We start from the raw sequence: 19,417 nt of genomic DNA on the forward strand, positions 1-19,417 counted from the left end.
CGAAGAATCTTGTTTTTTTTGTTCATATAAATTTAATTACAGAAATTATAAAGAATAACCTGCCCATATATTGAACATAAAAGAAAACTATCCTTTATCATCACTTACCACCATTGGTCTTGGCGGTCCTGCAAAATATATTATAGAGTGTGAATCACCTGCTGAAATAAAAGAAGCAATTAACTTTTCCCGTGAAAAAAATTTAAAGTTTTATGTTCTCTCCGGCGGGAGCAACGTCGTTTTTCCCGATAAAGGATTTGATGGAGTTATTTTGCTTCTGAGAAATAAATTTCAGGCATTTGAGGTTTTAGAGCAAGATTCGGATTCAATTATTTTAAAAATAAATGCAGGAGAAAATTGGGACAGCTTTGTAAAATTTGCCGTCGAAAATGGTTACTCTGGAATTGAGTGTCTCTCAGGCATTCCCGGTTCAGTCGGTGCAACTCCCGTGCAGAACGTCGGCGCATACGGACAGGAAATAAAAGATGTTTTTGTTTCTCTTAATGCAATTGATGTAAATACCCTTGAAGAAAAAAGTTTTTCTAATGAGGAATGTAAATTCGATTACCGTCAGAGTAGATTTAAAAAAGAAGATAAAGAAAAATATGTCATTACGGATGTTACGCTTAAGCTTTCCAAAACAGAAAGTCCAAAAATAAAATATCCCGAGCTTCAGAAATATATTTCTGAAAACACTAAGTATGATTCGACTGATTCATTAAAAGAAAAATTAAAAATCGTTCGAGAAAGCGTGATTGAAATCAGAAAAAGGAAATCGATGGTTATTGACATTCACGACCCGAACACAAGATCGTGCGGGTCTTTTTTTATGAATCCTGTTTTGGATGAAATATCATACCAAAATTTTTTAGAGAATGCAAAAGAGCTAAACCCTCCTTCATATAAATCAGGAGATAGATATAAAATTCCCGCCGCATGGCTGATTGAGAACTCGGGTTTTTATAAAGGTTACAAATATATGGGAGTTGGAATTTCAACTAACCATACACTCGCGCTTGTAAATTACAACGGTACCACGACCCAACTCATCGAATTAGCTAATCTCATCAGAGGCAAAGTTTTTGAAAAATTCGGTTTAAAACTTACCCCTGAACCCGAAATAATAGCTTAAAATTCGCATTATCTGCATTTCGTGAAATTACCCTTTCATTTTAAATGCTTGTTTAATATGTTCAATCCTCGGGGAAGAAGGAGAATTAATTAACATCAAAACACAAAATCGAAATGAAAACGTTAATTACAATTCTTCTTTGTTTTATTCTTAGTTTTGTAAGCGTGAATGCTTACAGCCAATGGATTAACCAATCACCGCCATCTCCCGGACACCAAATTTTTTCCTGTTCGTTTCCTTCGGCAAATGTCGGTTACATTTGCGGCTATGGTGAGTTTTTTATGAAAACCACTAACGGTGGCCAAAACTGGATAGATCTTTCACTCGGCTTCACGGGTGACAATCTAAATGCAGTCTGGTTTTTGAATGAAACAACGGGATTCATGACGTCAACAAATGATTCGCTTTTATATTCTACCAACGGCGGGCTCGATTGGATAAATTATTTATATCTCGGAAACCAGGGACAGGATTTATTTTTCTTAAACAGCCAGACGGGTTGGGCATCTTCATATAACCGATTATACAAAACAACTAATGCAGGAATAAACTGGTCTTTGGTAATTAACGCTGCCGTACCTGATATGTTTTTCACTAGTGAAAATACCGGATGGAAAACTTCTTATTCAAGCGGAAGCTCGCAGGTAATGAAAACAACAAACGGTTGTCAAAGCTGGGAAACAAAACATACGACAACTGACTTCAGAGTTGTTTATGCAATTGATTTCATCAACGAGAATACGGGATGGATATGCGGTTACCGGGGCTATATTGCTAAAACAACTGACGGAGGTGAAACATGGACAGTGCAGCGTGATACCGGTGGACAGGGTTTATATACAATTTGTTTTATCAATCCAAACATAGGTTTTGCTTCGGGTGATAACGGCTCCGTAGTAAGCACTTCTGATGGCGGCACTACATGGACAGAAACCAATCTGCCCGCAAGCAGATATTCAAAGATTGAATTCATAAATCAAAACACGGGATGGATGGTCGGAAGTCACGGCGTAGTGAGAAAAACTACAAACGCTGCAGGTCTGACTTTTGCAAACCCAATAAGTACAGTTGCAGACGGCTTTGAGTTAAAACAAAATTATCCGAATCCTTTTAATCCTTCGACCACAATTGAGTTCAGTGTTCCTAATTCAGATTTTTATACTTTGAAAATTTATGATATGAACGGAAAAGAAGTTGCAACTTTAGTGAATGAAAATTTGAACTCAGGGAGTTACAATGTTGAATGGAACGGATTAAATAATTCAAGCGGAATTTATTTTTATAAGCTTGTGTCAGGAAGTTTTACTGCAGTTAAGAAAATGTTGATGTTAAAATGATTTATCATTTTAACAGAAATCCCGACTTGTTGGGAATTTATTAAAATAAATTAATCTTTGTAGAGACGCAATATTTTGCGTCTCTACTTATTTTATTTCTGTATAATTCCATAATTCTCAAAATATTTATCGAGCCACTCTTCGTCTTCTGATTCCTGATATAACTTTCCGGTATAACCCATATCCTTTGCTATTGCTGCTACTCTGCCCTGATACAACACAAGTGTCTGCGGCTCAATATTAAAAATCGGGTCGGTGTAAGCTTCATCAACTGTAATAATCTCACCGCCCTGTTGTCTTATGTAAGCAACAAGGTCATCTATAAATAATGCGGCTAAATCGTTTTCATGTAAAAGCAAAACGTGGTTCGGTGACCTGCCGATTGTTTTCAGTGCAATGTCATCATAAAACTTTATGCTGTTCCATAAATGCTCGATATAAAAATCTTTAAGCTTTCTGTAATCAATTTTCTTTTTTTCTTTGAGAGCTTTCTGAAATAAGCTTTCTATATACCAGTCATAATTATCAATAGTAACATAACCATTTACATATCCTAAATTTTTTAATTCCATTCTTATGTTATCGCGCTCAGGAATGTCTCTTCCCTCTTGAAGAAAAGGAAAACGAAACCATTTTTTAAAATTATTATAACGCGATAAAATCGAATCGGCAGTTTTTATATCCTGAATATATCCGTCATATCCGATGTTGCGAAGAAACTGATGAGTGTGAGTATGATTTGCGATGATATGTCCTGCATCGATGTATTTTAGCAATCGAAAATGTCCGTCATAATCGATGTTTCCCGATACACAAAAGAAAGCAGTTTGAACTACACCTGCATCTTTCAATCTTTGAATAAGCGTGTTGGTTCTTTGAATGCCTGTATAATATGCTCCATCTTTTCTCGGAGCATCATCAAACGTTAATGCAATTTTTTGTGAATAAGAATTAATTGGTGAGAACAAAATAACAAACAAAAATAAATAAATAATTTTCATAACACATTATCTATAAAAACTGTTCAAAAAAATTATGAATTTATAACTCCTCTTACTTCTGAATCTTTATTCCGGATGTCTATTCCGCCTTCGGCGATGGACTTAATATTACAAAGATAAAACTGCCACCCTTGTGAGCATCCGAGATGTGTGCTGACTTTTGCTTCTTCGGTAAGTGGAATATTTTCCTGTGTGAGAGTAATAATTGTATAATCTTTGAACGGCTCGAACTTAACCGTTACCGTGCAGCCGTTTGCAAACGTGAACTTGAATAAATCTTTTCCGTTTGCTTCGAGTACTTTTCCTTCTTCAATCACATCGTAGCCAAACCACTCCCATTCATAACTGTCACCTGCTTTGCATGATTCACTTTTAGAAATCACTTTTCCGTCCCGGTAATAATCCGCGCGTCTTAAAAACCATTTCTCGAGATTATCCCCGGTTATCCACCAGTCATACATTTGTTTTGGTGTTACACCTTTCACCGCAATTTTTTCTGTGAACTTACTCCAGTCGTATGGTTTTGACATGATATTTTTGAATTAATTTAAAACAAAGATAATTAAGATAAACAAAATTTCCGAAAGTTAAATCGGAAATCTGTTTATCTTATAATAATGGAATGAGTTTGCCTATTTAGGTGAGTGCATTGCAACTTTGTTGCCCTCTGTATCCATGAAAATCGCAAAGTAACCGATTTCAGGAGTAATCAAAGTTTTTTCAACAACAACTTTTCCGCCTGCAGGCGCAACTTTATCGAGCATTCCCTGTAAGTTTTCGCCGCCGTTTAAATAAACCATAACACCGTTTGTTGACGGCTCGAAATCTTTTACTGCACAGACAGCACCGCTCACGCCATTGCCGTCATACGGGAAGAATCCCATCTTAGCTTCACCCATATCTTGTTTGTGAAGGTCAGCGTCAAAAAGTGTTCCGTAAAACTTGCATGCTCTATCGAAATCCTTAGCCGGAATCTCGAACCAGTTAATTGTATTTGCCATTTAAATTTCTCCTTGCAGATTGTTCTGCAGTTTAGTTTGTGATTAATATTACTGATACAAAGTTAAGAAAATATTAACAGGTGTGCTTCTTGAAAATTGCTAAATTGGGGAAGAGTTAAAAACTACACAAAATTAAATAACTTTTAAAGAGACTTAACACAAAATATCAAAAACACAAAAATTAAATATAAATTTATTGCAATGTTTTGTTTTATTTCGTGTTTTTGTGGATTTTGTATTGAAGAATATTCAGTTTAAATCTTAATCTATCATAAAAAATCTGCGTCTAATCTGCGTTGAAAATTACACTTTCAGGTTTTTAAATGAGGTTTGGAAATATTGATAAGAATGGCGAAGCTGTTCAGGGTACATTCCGAATTTTTGTTTAAAAAGCCAGCTGAACGAACTCAAGCTTTTAAAGCCGACATCAAAGCAAACATCCGTCACGGAAACTTCCGAGTGCATTAATAAAGCCGATGCCTTATCAAGACGTTTTTTTATGATATACTGTCTCGGAGTTTCTTTAAAAATGTTTTTAAAAATTCTTATGAAGTGAAATAAAGACAAGCATGATGCTTTTGCAACATCTTCAAGCTTTATCTCTTCCGTAAAATGAGCATCGATATAATCTCTTGCAACATGCGCGCGGCGGTAGATTTCCCATTTGGTTGAAAGCTTCGCCGATGAAACATTCTCGACTTCCTTATTCACGACCCTGTGAAGCACAAGCATATTTTTCAGAAGCGTAAAAAATTCATCTTCAAACCAGTCTTCATCTTCAAGATTATTTTCGGATGCGATCTTGAACTTCATAATCGAAGTCGTGATGAAGCTGTTCTGTTCATAAATTTTCTCAACAAAATGAACCGGAAGCTCGCTCTTTGTTTCTTTTAGCTCAAGTAATTTATCTTCAGGAGTTACAAGACTTGCAAGAACCTCCTCAGCAAATTGAGGTCTGAAGAAAACCGAAATCGTTTCGACCTCGCTTCGCGAAGCAATTCTGCACGAATATTTTTGTCCCTGATTGATGATTAAATAGCAGCCGCCCTCGACAGTATAATCACGCTCGGAAGTTTTAAAGAACTCCGCGCCCTTGAGCGTGAACTTTAGCGTCAATGGTCCTGTGTGCATGGGATAATCAGCCGATGTAGTTTTATTATGAATAATCATATTCGGCCATTTCCACTCGGGACACGGTGCGTTTATATCAAAACCCTCTTTAGTATAATCAGGATATCCTTTAAGAATCATTGGTAAATATAGGAATTATTTATTAAAAATACCTTATTTAAATAAGGTTCTTATAAATAGAGTTTACTTTAATTCATTTGTATATTAATTTAATATTATGACAGGCTTAAATATAAAATCTAACGAGAATGAGATATTAATCTCATTAAAAAAATCTGAGCTCAATAATAAGAACTATAAAGATTTCATAAAGGAAATTTATAATTTTTTAAGGTTTCAGCAATTAAGTGATAAAGCCGAGTTTGATGAATCTATTCTGAATCTTGCTGAAGAAGTAAAAGAGGAATGGTCAAAAAAATATGGCAAAGATTTCCTGAAAGAAATTGAAGATAGTAATTGATACAAATATTATTTTCAGCGCTCTCCTTTCACAAAACAACAAATTCCAGGAAATAATATTTACTGATTCCTACCAACTGTTCTCGCCTAATTTCGTATTAATTGAAATCTTAAAACATCAGAATAAATTACTTAATAATTCAAAATTGAATTCTGATGAGTTATTGGAGCTATTGCATCTTTTAACATCACGAATTGAATTTATTTCTGAAACAACAATCTCATCGAAAAACAAAAAGAAAGCTTATGAATTTTGCAAAAATGTCGATTTAAACGATACACCTTTTGTTGCACTATGCTTGGAACTGAATGCAAAACTATGGACAGGAGATAAAAAATTAAAAGACGGCATTAATAAAGAAAAGTTTATTGATTTATTTTAACTTAACAAATCTGTAACTTTGTAAACATACAGGGGTGCTTAATTGATTTTTGCATGTAGAGACGCAACATTTTGCGTCTCCGCAAATCAAACTTAGGCTGAGAGAGTCCCTTTGAACCTGATCCGGGTAATGCCGGCGTAGGAATTAAAAAATTTTTAACGCTTAAATACTTTCCATTTTATCAGGTTCGGAAAGGGTTTGAGCGTTTTTTATTTTTAAAATAAAATGAAAAAACTTTTTGTGTTCTTTGTAAACTTATTTTTTTTATCCGTAATTATTGGGATTCCCGCTTTCGCGGGAATGACTTCCCAGAATGGGATTCTTCGCTTCGCTCAGAATGACACAAGTAAAGATGATGATTCCACAACCACCATCGAGACCGAGACAATCGAAGTCGATGCTCTGCGAGGAGTCGAGGGAATCACTCCCATCACTTTCGAAAACATCGACCGCGAGCAAATCGAAGAGCGTTACTGGATGGAAGACCTTCCGATGTTCCTGAAAGGAACGACAAGCATCAATACTTACTCCGAGTCCGGTTCGTCAGTCGGATATTCTTATCTCACGCTTCGCGGATTCGACCAGCATCGCCTGTCAATTATGATAAACGGCATTCCGCAGAACGACCCCGAAGACCATCAGGTTTACTGGGTTGATATTTCCGACTTAACCGCATCAGTCGAGAATATCCAGATTCAGCGCGGCATCGGGACTGCGCTTTACGGCTCGTCATCAATCGGCGGTGTTATTAACATTCAGACAATCGATTACTTCAAGCATCGTTTCTTAAATCTTAAAGGCGGATACGGAAATTATAATTCCAAACGCTACTCGCTCGAGTATTCATCAGGCAACGTTGCAAACGGTTTCGGGTTTTATGGCAAGTTCACCAAAATAAACACCGACGGATACCGCGATCTTTCATGGTCTGACCACATGGCATATTTTTTCAGCGCAGGAAAAATGATTGGCAACCACTCAATCGTTAAATTAAATTTTTACGGCGGACCGATTAAAAACCATCTTGCATATCTCGGCGTTACAAGAGATTATCTCGATGGGCAGGTAACAGGCGACAAGCTTGTAGACCGCAGATATAATTTCATCACATTCCCGAATGAATCCGATAACTATAACCAGCCGCACTATGAATTAATTTTCAACACTCAGCCGTCAAAAAATCTTTTTATCTCTAATACGTTCAGTTACATTCGCGGCGAGGGATACTTCGTAACAAACTTCCCTGCTTATTACGGTTATGATTTTTCTTATTTCAGATTGAATCCATACTATGTTCCAGATTCGACTTTATATAACCCGGCTTACTATAGAAGAAATCCCGACGGTTCATTTTATTATGACCCGGCACTCGGTTATGAAATCATTACATCAGACATCGTTACAAATCTTTATGTGAACAACGACACTTATGGATGGTTTCCGAAATTAAAGTGGAATCACTCTAACAATGGCTCGCTTGTTGTCGGTGGTGAGGTTCGTTTCCATAAATCGGAGCATTACGGTGAGATAACTTTCGGTGATGCGCTTCCGCAAGGCACTCCCGTGAATTATCAATATTATTATTATCAGGGAGGCAAGCGAACATTCTCTATTTTTGCGAATGAAGTTTATGAGCTGACTCCGCAGCTTACGGGGATGCTTGGTGTTCAGTATGTAAATCATCAATACAAAATCTCGAAAGATAAATTTAAGCCGTATGACTTCACGGTAAATTATAATTTTGTTACTCCGCGTCTCGGTTTGAATTATAAATTCACAAATAACTTCCGAACGTTTGCAAACATTTCTTATGCGCGCAGAGAGCCGAGGCTGAAAGACATCTATGATGCTGAAAGTCCTTACTCAACGCCGAACTTCAGAGTTGTTGACCCTGCGACGAATACTTACGAAGACCCGTTAATTAAGCCTGAAGACATGCTTGACTTCGAGCTTGGTTTCGGATATGACAATGAAAAACTGAACACAAATTTAAATTTTTACTGGATGGATTTCAGAAATGAAATCGTGAACAACGGTCAGCTCGACAACGTCGGTCAGCCGATTGTCGGCAATGCGGGAAAATCAACTCACAGAGGAATCGAGCTTGAGCTTCACTATCAATTGCTAAAAAATCTTTCCCACGAGTTCGGAGTTTCAGGAAACCTGAATCTCTCACAAAACTTTTTTAATGAGTACATCGAAGTTCTCGGAGTTGATTCAACAGGAAATATTATTTATGGAAATAACTATTCCGATAATAAAATTTTGTTAACTCCCGACATAATAGGTAACCTGAGCTTACATTATAAAAACAGGTACGGCTTTACTGTTTATGTGAACATGCAGTCAGTCGGAAAACAATATCTGGATAATTCCGAAAATGACAGAAAAAATCCTTCTGCAAGAAACGTTCCGGGATATGTAGATAAAGTAATCGAGCCGTATAATGTTTTCAACGCAGGCATCAGTTTTGATTTAATGAAGGTTCTCAACTATAAGCAGCTTAGCAAATTTGATTTAAGCTTAAAGGTTAACAACATTTTCGATAAGCTTTATGAAACTTATGGAAGCGTTGATGGCTCGGGAACGCCGTACTGGATTCCCGCTGCTACAAGAAATGTTTTCTTTGAGCTGACACTGGGACTGTAATTTGCAATGTACAATTAACCATGAGCAATTAGTAATACTTGGTATTATTAATTGCTCATTGCACATTGTTAATTGTTAATTAAATCCGTTGATATAACTCTATAAAAAATATATTTTATAGAATGTTAGAGTGGCTTATACGTTTACCTTTAATAGTTTCCATTCCTTTAATCTCAGTTGTTTCCGTCGGGACATCAATTCTTATACTCATTATTATCAGAAAAAAACTTGAACCCGAAAACTGGAAAAGCAATCATGAGGTCGCAAGCTTTATTTTTAACGGTTACGGATTAATTTATGCTGTTCTTGTTGCATTCGTTGTGTTTGCAACATGGAATGATTATGAAGCGGCAAAAGAGACTGTTGATAATGAAGCAATTTTATCTTTCGAGCTTTTTCTTGATGTCGGAGTTCTTAATGACCCTCAGAAAAGCGAAATCAGGACACGGCTGATGCAGTATGATTCAATTGTTGTGGCAGAGGAATGGGATTTAATGGAGACAAGACAAACAAGCACAAGCGCTAAGGAAAAACTTTCTCAGGTTTTTGTAATACTTGCAGGTTATAATCCCACCAGTAAGACCCAGGAAATTGTTCTGCAGGAAATATATCAGAAGCTTAATGACCTTGTAGGTCAACGCCGGACAAGAATTTTTTACGCAACAAACAGAGTGCCTAACGTTATGTGGGTTGTGCTCATCATAGGTGCATTACTTTCTGTTTTCTTCACCTATTTCTTTACAATGGATCAGTTAGTTATACAAAGCATGCTTACAGGAGCATTTACTTTGATGAATGTGCTTATTTTATTTTTGATTCTTGTGCTGGATAACGGCTTTCTTGGGGATGCAAAAATTACGAGTGACTCATATCAATATATTTTAAACTTGATGAGAACTGTTTTGTTCGCGCAATAAGTTAACGAGCTTAAGTATATAAAAACTTCGCAAATTCTTTCGAATTTTCAATCCCGATGTATTCTTTCAGGTTAATTCCTTCCACGGCTTTTTCAATTTCATCTTCCATATATTTTTTGCCAATCAGCTTGTCTTCAATTTCTTTCATTTCACCATGCCCGAGGAAATCACCGAAGATTTTCATATCCTGGATAATACCATCTTTCACATGAAATCTTGCATCGATTTGACCGAAATCAAACCTGTGAACTTTCTGAATGTTGAACTCAGGCGAACGTCCGAAATTCCATTCCCATGTTCTGTATTTTTTTTCTGCAAGGTCTCTCACTTCATGCCATTGTTTGGACGTAAGATTATAAACAGGAAAATTTTTATCACTTCCAAAAATGTTTTTTAGTAACTCATTTCTGAATTCTTCAATCGAAATATTTTCTTTAAGAAACTCCGTTATGTTTGCAACACGGCTTCTTATGGATTTAATCCCTTTGCTCTCTATTTTGTCTATTTTAACATTTAATGCTTCGACAACGTCATCAAGATTTGAATCGAACAATAAAGTGCCGTGAGAAAACATCGATTTTGTGTTCGAGAACTGCGCATTACCTGAAATTTTTCTTCCGTCAACGGTAATGTCATTTCTTCCTCCAAGAACCGCATTCACACCAAGCGAATGAAGAGTTTTTATAACCGGTTCGGTGAACTTCTGAAAATTGTTTATGCTGTGAAGTTCATATTTTTTTATGAAACTGAAATTTAAGTTGCCGAAATCGTGATATACGGCGCCGCCGCCGGAAATTCTGCGGACAACATAGATATTATTTCTGTTTGTATAGGGATAATTTATTTCCTCAATCGTGCATTGATGTTTACCAATGATTATCGACGGAGCGTTTATGTAAAACAAAATATAATTTTCGTTTTCAACATCGAGATTTCTCACGCAATACTCATCAAGCGCAAGATTGATTGTCGGGTCGGTAATATTTTCGTTGTTAATTAACTTCATTAAATATTTTTTAAATTCTTAGTGGACAGACAAGAATGTCTGTCCTACTAAATAGTGTTTTAAAGCTTTTCGCAAATATCTTTTAACGGCGGTTTGTGGTCTTCACCGAAAATCTCAAATGAAACAAAATCACCGAACATATCGGCAACTCCGACATTTTTTATCGTTTCCTGAAATGTTACATAACAATCGAGTCCTGCGCGCATTTTGTTTTTATCCTCTTCATTTATAGGAGTTTGGCAGTCAATCAATTCATCAGGTGATGATTGAATGTTAAACGCATTCGTGTCTTTTTTCTGTTCAAGATCTTTTTTGCTCAAAGTAAAAAACGCAAGACGTTTCAGATAATCAGCGCCGTCATCTTTCATCTGCAAAAAAACTCTTTTTGCGACTGCATGCATTACAAGATGGTCATGAAAACCGCTTACGCCATAAACAGCATAGCTCACAACAACATCAGGTTTAATTTTTTTTATTTCCTCCTCGACAACTTTCTCAATTTCACGCGGGTCCATTTCTTTCAGTCCGCTGTCAGGTAAATCAAGCACGGTCATTCCCGAAAGTCCGAGAGCTTTTTCAACATTTAACATTTCACGGTAGCGCACTTCTCCCATTTCGTCAACAGAATAACCGTATTTATGACGCTGTTTTGTTGCGCCTCCCTTTGTCAGGGTCAATAAAAAAACCTGATGTCCCACTCTCATTTGTGCCGACATTGCGGCAGATGGTCCGAACGATTCATCATCAGGATGGGGAAAGATATAAAGTATTTTCATTTTGTTTTTATGTAAGGTGAGAATTAACTGCTTGGCGGTTAAGTTATATTCATCCCGTTATTCAAAAATAACTTAATTGATTTTGTAAAAAAATATACGAAAAATAGACTATGAGATATTTCACAATAGTTATTTTGCTGTGTTTCGCGTGCGGAACAAAATCTGTTAATAACAGCAATGCTAACGCTGAGCAGCAAAAGAAAATTCCCGAAGGTCTGCAAAAGCTTTTAAAAGCATATCCTGATTTTCTTGACTCGGCTGATGAAAACAATTTATACTGGAAGGACGGAACAGTGATGCAATACGATGATGGCAAAGAAAAAACATTTGATGAAATGCTCGACAATCCCGACCTCGAAGATATGTTCAAACTTGAATACCCTATTGGTGAATGGAACCCTCCTCCGGGCGAAAACTTTGACCCCGGAAGAATCCGCTATGAACCTTTTTTTATGAAGATGTACGGTAATTCCGCCGGTGAAGTAAAGCAAAACCTTGTTACAATTGATTGGATGCCTAACTCATCAAACGAAAGATTGCAGGTTTCACAAATTAATGATGCTCACATCCAGCTCAAAGCAGTTTCCGATGAGCTTGAACAGCTCCCTGATAATCTGAAAAAATACGTTAAAAAAACCGCAGGGACATTCAATTGGCGTCCAATTGCAGGAACGAACCGCTACAGCGCGCATTCGTTCGGAATTGCAATCGACATAAACACGGCTTATTCCGATTACTGGCTTTGGGATAAATCTACCACTTACAGAAATCAAATCCCTATGGAAATCGTGCAAATATTTGAAAAATATGGATTTATTTGGGGTGGTAAATGGTTTCATTATGACACAATGCACTTCGAATACCGTCCTGAATTGCTAAATAAGTAAATCCCCTCTTAAAAATTTTTCGTAATATATATTATTTGAGAAATTTATTTAATAATTTTCCATAAACCAAATAAGCAATTTTCAAGAAGTATCATAAAGAAAGCTTTTTTATTTTTGTATAAGAGTTTTCAATACCCTTTAATTTTTCATTAATCAAAAAAATATAAACCCCATGAAAAAATTACTATCTTTATTCGTTATTCTATTTTTAGCCGGTATGTCCTCTGCATATTCCCAGGATATGAGCAATGAGGAAATGGCAAAATGGATGGAAGCAATGACTCCCGGAGCACAACAACAAATGCTGGCAAAGTCAGTTGGTACCTGGAATTTAAAAAACACAATGTGGATGGAACCTAATTCAGAACCAATGGTAACCACCGGGACTTGTGTAAACGAAATGCTTCTTGGAGGCAGATATTTACAGGGAAAAATTACCGCGCAAATGATGGGAATGCCTTTTGAAGGAATTTCATTAACTGCTTATGATAACGCTGCGAAACAATATCAAAATACCTGGATAGATAATATGGGAACAGGTATAATGTTCACAACAGGAAATATTGGTGCAGACGGGAAACTTACAATGACGGGAACAATGGTTGACCCTATGACAGGGAAACCATGTAATATAAGAGAAGTGCTGATTTTCGATGGTGACAACAAAATGACAATGGAAATGTATGGTCCTGACAGAGCAACGGGTAATGAGTATAAAATGATGGTTATCGAATATACACGATAAAAAAAATTTAAATATTTTTCAATATGAAAAGGGGCAAATGCCCCTTTTTTGTTTTTAGTAGTTTAGTTGTTTCATAATGGCTTATTAATTTATATTAATCAAATTTTTAAGTAAATTATGCTTCCACAATTTTATCAAATTAAATCTTTATACTTATGAAAAAATTAATTCCCCTATTTGTATTTTTATTTTTGGTTAGCGGCACTTCATTGGTTTATTCTCAAAATGACAGCGAGGGATTCAAAAAATGGACGGAATTCATGACACCTGGAACACAGCACCAAATGATGGCTTCATCTGTTGGGACATGGAATGTGAGCACAACCTTATGGGTATATCCCGGAGCACAGCCTATGACAAGCACAGGCACATTAGTAAATGAAATGCTTTACGGAGGAAGATATCTTCAGGGGAAAGTTACTTCAACATCTGACAGAAACAGTTCGCCTTTTGAGGGAATGTTCATAACAGCATATGATAATGCAACTCAAACTTATCAAAACATGTGGATAGATAACGGTTCAACATCTATACATAATACAAGCGGAACAATGAGCGCAGACGGAAAAACTTTAACAATGACAGGAACTTCTACAGACCTTATGACCGGACAACCAAGCTCAGTAAGAGAAGTTATTACATTCAACAATGCTAACAGCACTACATGGGAATTTTACAAAACTCTAAACGAAACCGGAAAAGAGTTTAAGATGATGCAAATAGAATATACCAGGTAAAAAAATAATTTTATCATATAAAAAGAAAAGGGGCTTCATCCTGAGATGAATCCCCTTTTTTGTTTCCTCCAATATCTGTTAAACTTATACTTTTTCTATTTCCTTCTTTCCTAAAAGCCCTGATGGTCTGAATAATAAAATGATAATCAAAATTGCAAACGCAATTGCATCGCGGTAAGTAGGTGAAATATATCCAACCGTCAGCGTTTCGATTATTCCAATCAATACTCCTCCAAGTGCTGCTCCGGGAAAATTGCCTATACCGCCAAGAACCGCTGCAATAAATGCTTTCAAGCCGGGTAATAAGCCGATTAACGGGTCGATGCTCGGATAGCTGATTGCATATAAAATACCTGCTGCGCCTGCCATCGAAGAACCGAGAATGAACGTGAATGAAATTACTTTGTCTATGTTGATTCCCATCAATGATGCTGCTGTGAGATTATTCGAAACCGCTCTGATTGCCGTTCCGATTTTTGTGTTCATTACAATGAATCTCAAGCCAAGCATCAGAAACAACGAGAAGAAAATTACGATAAGCTGAATCAACGATACTCTGACACCTGCAATATTAAAATTATAGTTTTCGATTAATGTCGGGAAAGATTTCGGGTCTGCGCCGAACACAAGCTGTCCGCCGTATTGCAAAAACAGCGATACTCCGATTGCAGTAATCAACACAGTGAGCTTGGATGAATGTCTCAATGGTCTGTATGCAAGCTTTTCGATTATCACACCGATTGTTGCGGTGATTACCATCGTTAGAATTAAAATAATAACTGCCCATACAATAGACGGTGATGTTACTCCGAATAACCCCGCAAGATAATATCCTGAAAATGCTCCAAGCATAAACACCTCGCCGTGAGCAAAGTTTATGAATTTCAGAATACCATAAACCATCGTATAGCCAAGTGCAATCAGTGCATAGATTGCACCAAGCGAAAGTCCGTTAATTAGCTGTTGAAGAAACTCTGTCATAGTTCAAATGCGAAATTGTGAAATCGTGAATTTGCGAATAAAAACAAGTATCATAAATATTTCTCTCTGATTTTTTTACGTGTTGAAGAAAATATTTTTACTAATTCCATTGCCTCTTTATATAACAAATCTGTTTTAGTACTGCTTAATAATTTCGATTCAATAATAATCTCCAACCAAAAACATACTTCATCACATTCTTCGATAACAATGGATAACTTTGAATAAAATTCTTTTTTAGAGCGAGCTCTTGTAGCAGCTCTAAAATTTGCTGCAACTGAAGTTGCAGATCTTAGTAATTGATTAAAAACTATTTGAACCTCAAATTTCTTAGGTTCATCTTTTATAAGTGAAATAACACTAATAGCGAATTTTTTAGTTCTATTTCTTAAATCTTCGTTAAAAGTCATAATAATTGTTAAATGTATTTCTTTACTTCGCAAATTTAAAACTTCACATTTAAACATTCACTATTTAACAATTAAAATATTCACATTTCACGATTTCACAAATTCATTATTTCACCCTTAAACATTCACCACTTCACAAATTCACCATTTCATAAATTCACCACTTCGCAACTTCACCACTTCACCACTTGAACTACGGTGCGATTGTTTCTTTATAAACAAACTTTCCGTTTTTGATTTCCATAACTACTGCCGGTTTTACTGCATTACGGTCTTCGTTAAGTGAAATTGTTCCCGATACACCGGGAAAATCTTTTGTGGTTGCAATAGCATCCTTGATTTTCGGACCTTCGGTCGAACCGGCTCTTTTAATTGCATCAAACAAAATCCATCCTGCGTCATAAGCAAGAAGCGCCATAGTGTCAGGAGTTTTTCCGTATTTAGCTTTGTATTTCTGAACGAAGCTCTGTATCTTCGGATTCGGGTCATCTATTGATGCATGAGTTGAGAAGAAAGAACCTTCGAGCGCATTAGCTGCTTTACCTTCGGTAAGCTTTTCGGATTCCCACCCGTCGCCGCCGAAAAGAGGAATCGTTATTCCAAGCTCGCGCGCCTGAATTGAAATTAAGTTTACGTCCGTATAATATCCCGGAATGAAAATCGCCTGCGGGTTTTCATTCTTTAAAGCAGTAAGCTGTGCTTTGAAGTCTTTATCACCTGCGGTATATTGCTGTTCACCGATTACCTGTCCGCCCATTTCAGTAAACACTCTTCTGAAATTTTCCGCAAGACCTGTTGAGTAAGCATTCTTAACGTCAATAAGCAAAGCAACTTTTGTAACCTTCAGAGAGTTAAGAGCAAACTTCGACATAACAGTTGCCTGAAACGGGTCGATGAAACAAACTCTGAAAATATAATCGCCGATAGCGGTAACTTCAGGATTTGTCGAAGCCGGAGAAATCATCGGGATTTTATTCTGCTGGCAAATCGGTGCGCCTGCTTTGCTTCGTGATGATGCAACCTCGCCGATTATGGCAACGACTTTATCCCTGTTAATGAGCTTCTGAACGACCGTCTGAGTTTCGGAAGTTTGTCCGCGGTTATCTTCGGTGATAAGCTCGATTTGTTTTCCGAGCACTCCGCCCTGTGAGTTGACTTCTTCAACTGCAAGACGCAAGCCCTCGTCAGATGAAATCCCGAACGTAGCTTCACTTCCCGTAAGCGATGCAAACTGCCCGACTTTGATTGTATCACCGCCGCCTTTGTTGCATCCTGCAAGTCCAAGCCCGAACCCGCCGAGAATAACTCCAAACACCAAAAGATAAACCACACTGCTAAGTTTAATATTTTTCATACCCCTTGTTTTAGGTTAAAATTAAAATGACTAAAATCTGATTTATTAATGAAATGATTTGGTAAAATTAGTCGAATATATACAGAAATTAAAGGGATTTATGTTACAATTGTAACATTAAAAAATGTTATAGATATAACATTTGTTATATATTGTCTTTTCTGCGAAAGCAGGAATCCAACAGAAGTTATTGTTTAAATATTTGGTTTTAGTTAGTTTACAAAAGTTAATATGCAATCAAGCCAAAAACTCCTAAAAGACTTCAACTTTAAGTTATTAAATTCACCTGATTTTAAAGAGGATAGTGTTCGTGAAGAAATTATATTACCTATTTTAAAAGCATTGGGTTATAATTCACAAAATATTATAAGAAGCAAAAATTTATTACATCCATTTTTAAAAATTGGTTCAAAGAAAAGACCAATAACAATAATTCCTGACTATTTATTAAAGGTGAAAGACAATTTTGCTTTTGTTTTGGATGCAAAAGCTCCTAATGAACAAATAACACAGGGCGATAATGTTGAACAAGTATTTAGTTATGCAATACATCCCGAAATTCGCGCAAAGTATTTTGCATTATCTAATGGCAGAGAATTTATTTTATTCCGGCAAGATATTGAAAAGCCACTTATATACTGCAATGTTAAGGATATAAATAAATATTGGGAACAACTTTATAAATATTTATCTCCGGAGTCTTTTCAAACAGGAAAAGAAATTATATATACACCTGTTATAGAAAAATCCAAAGAAGAAAAGTTTGATTATTTAAAACGTCCATTATTGGAAGAAATTCCTGTTAAAAAACGAGCTGCGAAAAGACACTTTGGCGTTCATGGTTATTTTACAAAACAGAGCTGGAATATCGTAGCTGAATATATAAAAAATTTCTCTCAACCCGGTGACATTATTTTAGATCCATATGGTGGAAGTGGTGTTACTTTAATTGAAGCCTTAATGAACGATAGAAAAGCAATTCATATTGATTTAAATCCAATGTCAGTATTTATTGTTAGCTCATTAATCGCTCCGGTTAAAGAACGAGAGTTTTTGGATGCATTCGATAGGGTTAAAAATTCCTATGTAAAAAACGAACCTAAATCCAAAGAAGAAATTAAGCAAGCTCTTAAAAAATATCCTTATCCAAAAGGTTTTATTCTTCCTAAAAGTTCTGATGTAGAAAAAATTGAAGATTTATTTTCCGATAAACAACTTGCTCAACTTGCTTTTCTTAAACATTTAATAAATAAAGAAAAAAATAACAACATTAGAAACTCGTTGTTACTTGCATTTTCTAGCAGTGTTAACAAAGCAAATCTCACTTATCATCATTCGACATATGCCAGTGAAAATGCAGGCAATAGTGGCCCAATGATGTATTATCGCTATCGTCTTGCACCTCAGATTGTTAATTTAGATTTAATGGAAACTTTCACAAAAAAGTTTTCAGCTGTGTTAAATGCTAAACGCGAAATACAATATAAAATTAACGAGCAGACAATTAGCAATGCATCAATCTATAAAGGAACCGCAACAGATTTAAAACAAATAAAATCTGAAAGCATAGACTACATTTATACAGACCCGCCTTATGGAAATAAAATCCCCTATTTGGATTTATCCGTGATGTGGAATGCATGGCTTGACCTTGAAGTAACTAAAAAGGATAGACAATTAGAAGCAATAGAAGGTGGTGAGCAAGAAAAAACTAAACAAGAATATTCAGAGTTAATTGCAAAATCTATTGAGGAAATGTATAGAGTTTTAAAGTTTGACAGATGGATGAGTTTTGTATTTGCTCATAAAGACCCTGAACTTTGGCACTTAATTTTAGATAGTGCAGAAAGGGCAGGTTTTGAATACGCAGGTGCCGTTAAACAAGCGAATGGTCAAACAAGTTTTAAGAAAAGACAACATCCTTTCACGGTGCTTGCAGGACAATTAATAATTAACTTTAAAAAAGTCAAAAACCCTAAAGCAATTTTAAAAGCTCATTTAGGAATGGACATTAGTGAAATAATTCTTCAGACAGTCGAAGGTGTTATAGCACAACATAATGGTGCCACACTCGAACAAATAAATGATGAATTAGTAATTAAAGGTTTGGAATTGGGGTTTTTAGATTTATTAAAAAAAGAATATTCGGATTTAACACCAATATTATTAGATTCATTTGATTATGATGATGACACAGAATTATTTACTTTAAAAAAGAATGCAAAATTTAAAACTCATGTTGATATACATTTAAGAATAAAATATTATCTCATTTCATATCTTCGACGCCAAAAACTCGAAAATAAATTTCCAACCTTAGAGCAAATTGTTTTCCATATTATGCCTCTTTTGAGAAATGGAGTTACGCCGGAACACCAAACAATATTAAATGTTTTAGAAACTGTTGCTGTTCGTCACGGTGCCGATACATGGAAAATAAAAGAACACGGACAATTTGAATTATTCTAAACCTTTTCACTCTTTCCTGTGTTTAATAGATAAACGCGAAAT

19 protein-coding genes and 1 riboswitch are annotated in these 19,417 nt (G+C 35.9%); of the genes, 10 read left to right on the forward strand and 9 right to left on the reverse strand.

The genetic code is table 11. The features are described from left to right. Positions 1-70: 70 nt before the first annotated feature. On the forward strand, positions 71-1,132 hold the full coding sequence (locus tag VHP32_03310; protein ID HEX2786907.1) for a UDP-N-acetylmuramate dehydrogenase: 1,062 nt from the start codon (positions 71-73) through the stop codon (positions 1,130-1,132). 113 nt (positions 1,133-1,245) lie between these two features. Beyond that, positions 1,246-2,469, forward strand: a complete 1,224-nt coding sequence (locus VHP32_03315) for a YCF48-related protein (GenBank protein ID HEX2786908.1) — start codon at positions 1,246-1,248, stop codon at positions 2,467-2,469. 92 nt (positions 2,470-2,561) lie between these two features. On the opposite strand, the gene VHP32_03320 is transcribed toward VHP32_03315, so the two are convergent. The 4 genes from VHP32_03320 to VHP32_03335 form a co-directional block, all read right to left on the reverse strand. Further along, on the reverse strand, positions 2,562-3,470 hold the full coding sequence (locus VHP32_03320; protein ID HEX2786909.1) for a polysaccharide deacetylase family protein: 909 nt from the start codon (positions 3,468-3,470) through the stop codon (positions 2,562-2,564). Between the two features lie 32 nt (positions 3,471-3,502). Next, entirely contained in the window at positions 3,503-4,000 is a 498-nt protein-coding gene (locus VHP32_03325) for an SRPBCC domain-containing protein (GenBank protein ID HEX2786910.1), read from the reverse strand. A gap of 102 nt (positions 4,001-4,102) precedes the next feature. Next, on the reverse strand, positions 4,103-4,471 hold the full coding sequence (locus VHP32_03330; GenBank protein ID HEX2786911.1) for a VOC family protein: 369 nt from the start codon (positions 4,469-4,471) through the stop codon (positions 4,103-4,105). Between the two features lie 303 nt (positions 4,472-4,774). Beyond that, the gene (locus VHP32_03335) at positions 4,775-5,722 is read right to left on the reverse strand and encodes an AraC family transcriptional regulator (GenBank protein ID HEX2786912.1); all 948 of its coding nucleotides are present in this window, start codon (positions 5,720-5,722) and stop codon (positions 4,775-4,777) included. Positions 5,723-5,819: 97 nt separating this feature from the next. Here VHP32_03335 and VHP32_03340 point away from each other — a divergent pair, with 97 nt between their 5' ends. From VHP32_03340 to VHP32_03355, 4 genes are all read left to right on the forward strand, one after another. After that, positions 5,820-6,062 carry a hypothetical protein gene (locus tag VHP32_03340; GenBank protein HEX2786913.1) on the forward strand — a complete coding sequence of 81 codons (243 nt, stop codon included), beginning with the start codon at positions 5,820-5,822 and terminating at the stop codon, positions 6,060-6,062. Next, positions 6,046-6,444 (forward strand): PIN domain-containing protein, encoded by a 399-nt coding sequence (locus VHP32_03345; GenBank protein ID HEX2786914.1) that lies wholly within the window; start codon positions 6,046-6,048, stop codon positions 6,442-6,444. Before VHP32_03340 ends, VHP32_03345 begins: the two co-directional genes overlap by 17 nt. 20 nt (positions 6,445-6,464) lie before the next feature. After that, a riboswitch (TPP riboswitch) is annotated at positions 6,465-6,605 on the forward strand. Between the two features lie 64 nt (positions 6,606-6,669). Then, on the forward strand, positions 6,670-9,093 hold the full coding sequence (locus tag VHP32_03350) for a TonB-dependent receptor (protein ID HEX2786915.1): 2,424 nt from the start codon (positions 6,670-6,672) through the stop codon (positions 9,091-9,093). A gap of 122 nt (positions 9,094-9,215) precedes the next feature. Next, entirely contained in the window at positions 9,216-10,010 is a 795-nt protein-coding gene (locus VHP32_03355; GenBank protein HEX2786916.1) for a DUF4239 domain-containing protein, read from the forward strand. A gap of 10 nt (positions 10,011-10,020) precedes the next feature. Here the strand turns inward: VHP32_03355 and VHP32_03360 are convergent, their stop codons facing one another. Together VHP32_03360 and VHP32_03365 are read right to left on the reverse strand one after the other, a co-directional pair. Continuing rightward, a complete protein-coding gene (locus VHP32_03360; GenBank protein HEX2786917.1) occupies positions 10,021-11,016 on the reverse strand; it encodes a lipoate--protein ligase in 996 nt (331 codons plus the stop codon). A 59-nt stretch (positions 11,017-11,075) separates the two neighbouring features. After that, complete coding sequence (locus VHP32_03365) at positions 11,076-11,792, reverse strand: PIG-L family deacetylase (GenBank protein HEX2786918.1); 717 nt, start codon at positions 11,790-11,792, stop codon at positions 11,076-11,078. A gap of 110 nt (positions 11,793-11,902) precedes the next feature. Here VHP32_03365 and VHP32_03370 point away from each other — a divergent pair, with 110 nt between their 5' ends. The 3 genes from VHP32_03370 (at position 11,903) to VHP32_03380 (ending at position 14,161) form a co-directional block, all read left to right on the forward strand. Continuing rightward, positions 11,903-12,679, forward strand: a complete 777-nt coding sequence (locus VHP32_03370) for a M15 family metallopeptidase (GenBank protein HEX2786919.1) — start codon at positions 11,903-11,905, stop codon at positions 12,677-12,679. A gap of 172 nt (positions 12,680-12,851) precedes the next feature. Beyond that, entirely contained in the window at positions 12,852-13,424 is a 573-nt protein-coding gene (locus VHP32_03375) for a DUF1579 domain-containing protein (protein ID HEX2786920.1), read from the forward strand. A gap of 155 nt (positions 13,425-13,579) precedes the next feature. Next, positions 13,580-14,161 (forward strand): DUF1579 family protein, encoded by a 582-nt coding sequence (locus VHP32_03380; GenBank protein HEX2786921.1) that lies wholly within the window; start codon positions 13,580-13,582, stop codon positions 14,159-14,161. An 84-nt stretch (positions 14,162-14,245) separates the two neighbouring features. On the opposite strand, the gene VHP32_03385 is transcribed toward VHP32_03380, so the two are convergent. The 3 genes from VHP32_03385 to VHP32_03395 all read right to left on the reverse strand — a co-directional run bounded on the left by VHP32_03385 (position 14,246) and on the right by VHP32_03395 (position 16,906). After that, positions 14,246-15,142 (reverse strand): branched-chain amino acid ABC transporter permease, encoded by an 897-nt coding sequence (locus VHP32_03385; protein ID HEX2786922.1) that lies wholly within the window; start codon positions 15,140-15,142, stop codon positions 14,246-14,248. A gap of 50 nt (positions 15,143-15,192) precedes the next feature. After that, the gene (locus tag VHP32_03390; protein HEX2786923.1) at positions 15,193-15,552 is read right to left on the reverse strand and encodes a four helix bundle protein; all 360 of its coding nucleotides are present in this window, start codon (positions 15,550-15,552) and stop codon (positions 15,193-15,195) included. Between the two features lie 193 nt (positions 15,553-15,745). Next, positions 15,746-16,906: an ABC transporter substrate-binding protein gene (locus VHP32_03395; protein ID HEX2786924.1), complete on the reverse strand. Its 1,161-nt coding sequence runs from the start codon at positions 16,904-16,906 to the stop codon at positions 15,746-15,748. A gap of 231 nt (positions 16,907-17,137) precedes the next feature. On the opposite strand from VHP32_03395, the gene VHP32_03400 reads away from it, so the two are divergent. Further along, positions 17,138-19,375, forward strand: coding sequence for a DNA methyltransferase (locus VHP32_03400; GenBank protein ID HEX2786925.1), 2,238 nt, complete (start codon positions 17,138-17,140; stop codon positions 19,373-19,375). Positions 19,376-19,417: the final 42 nt, after the last annotated feature.

The organism is Ignavibacteria bacterium (assembly GCA_036262055.1).
In the GTDB taxonomy this organism is placed as follows: Bacteria; Bacteroidota; Ignavibacteria; order Tepidaquicellales; family Tepidaquicellaceae; genus DATAJP01.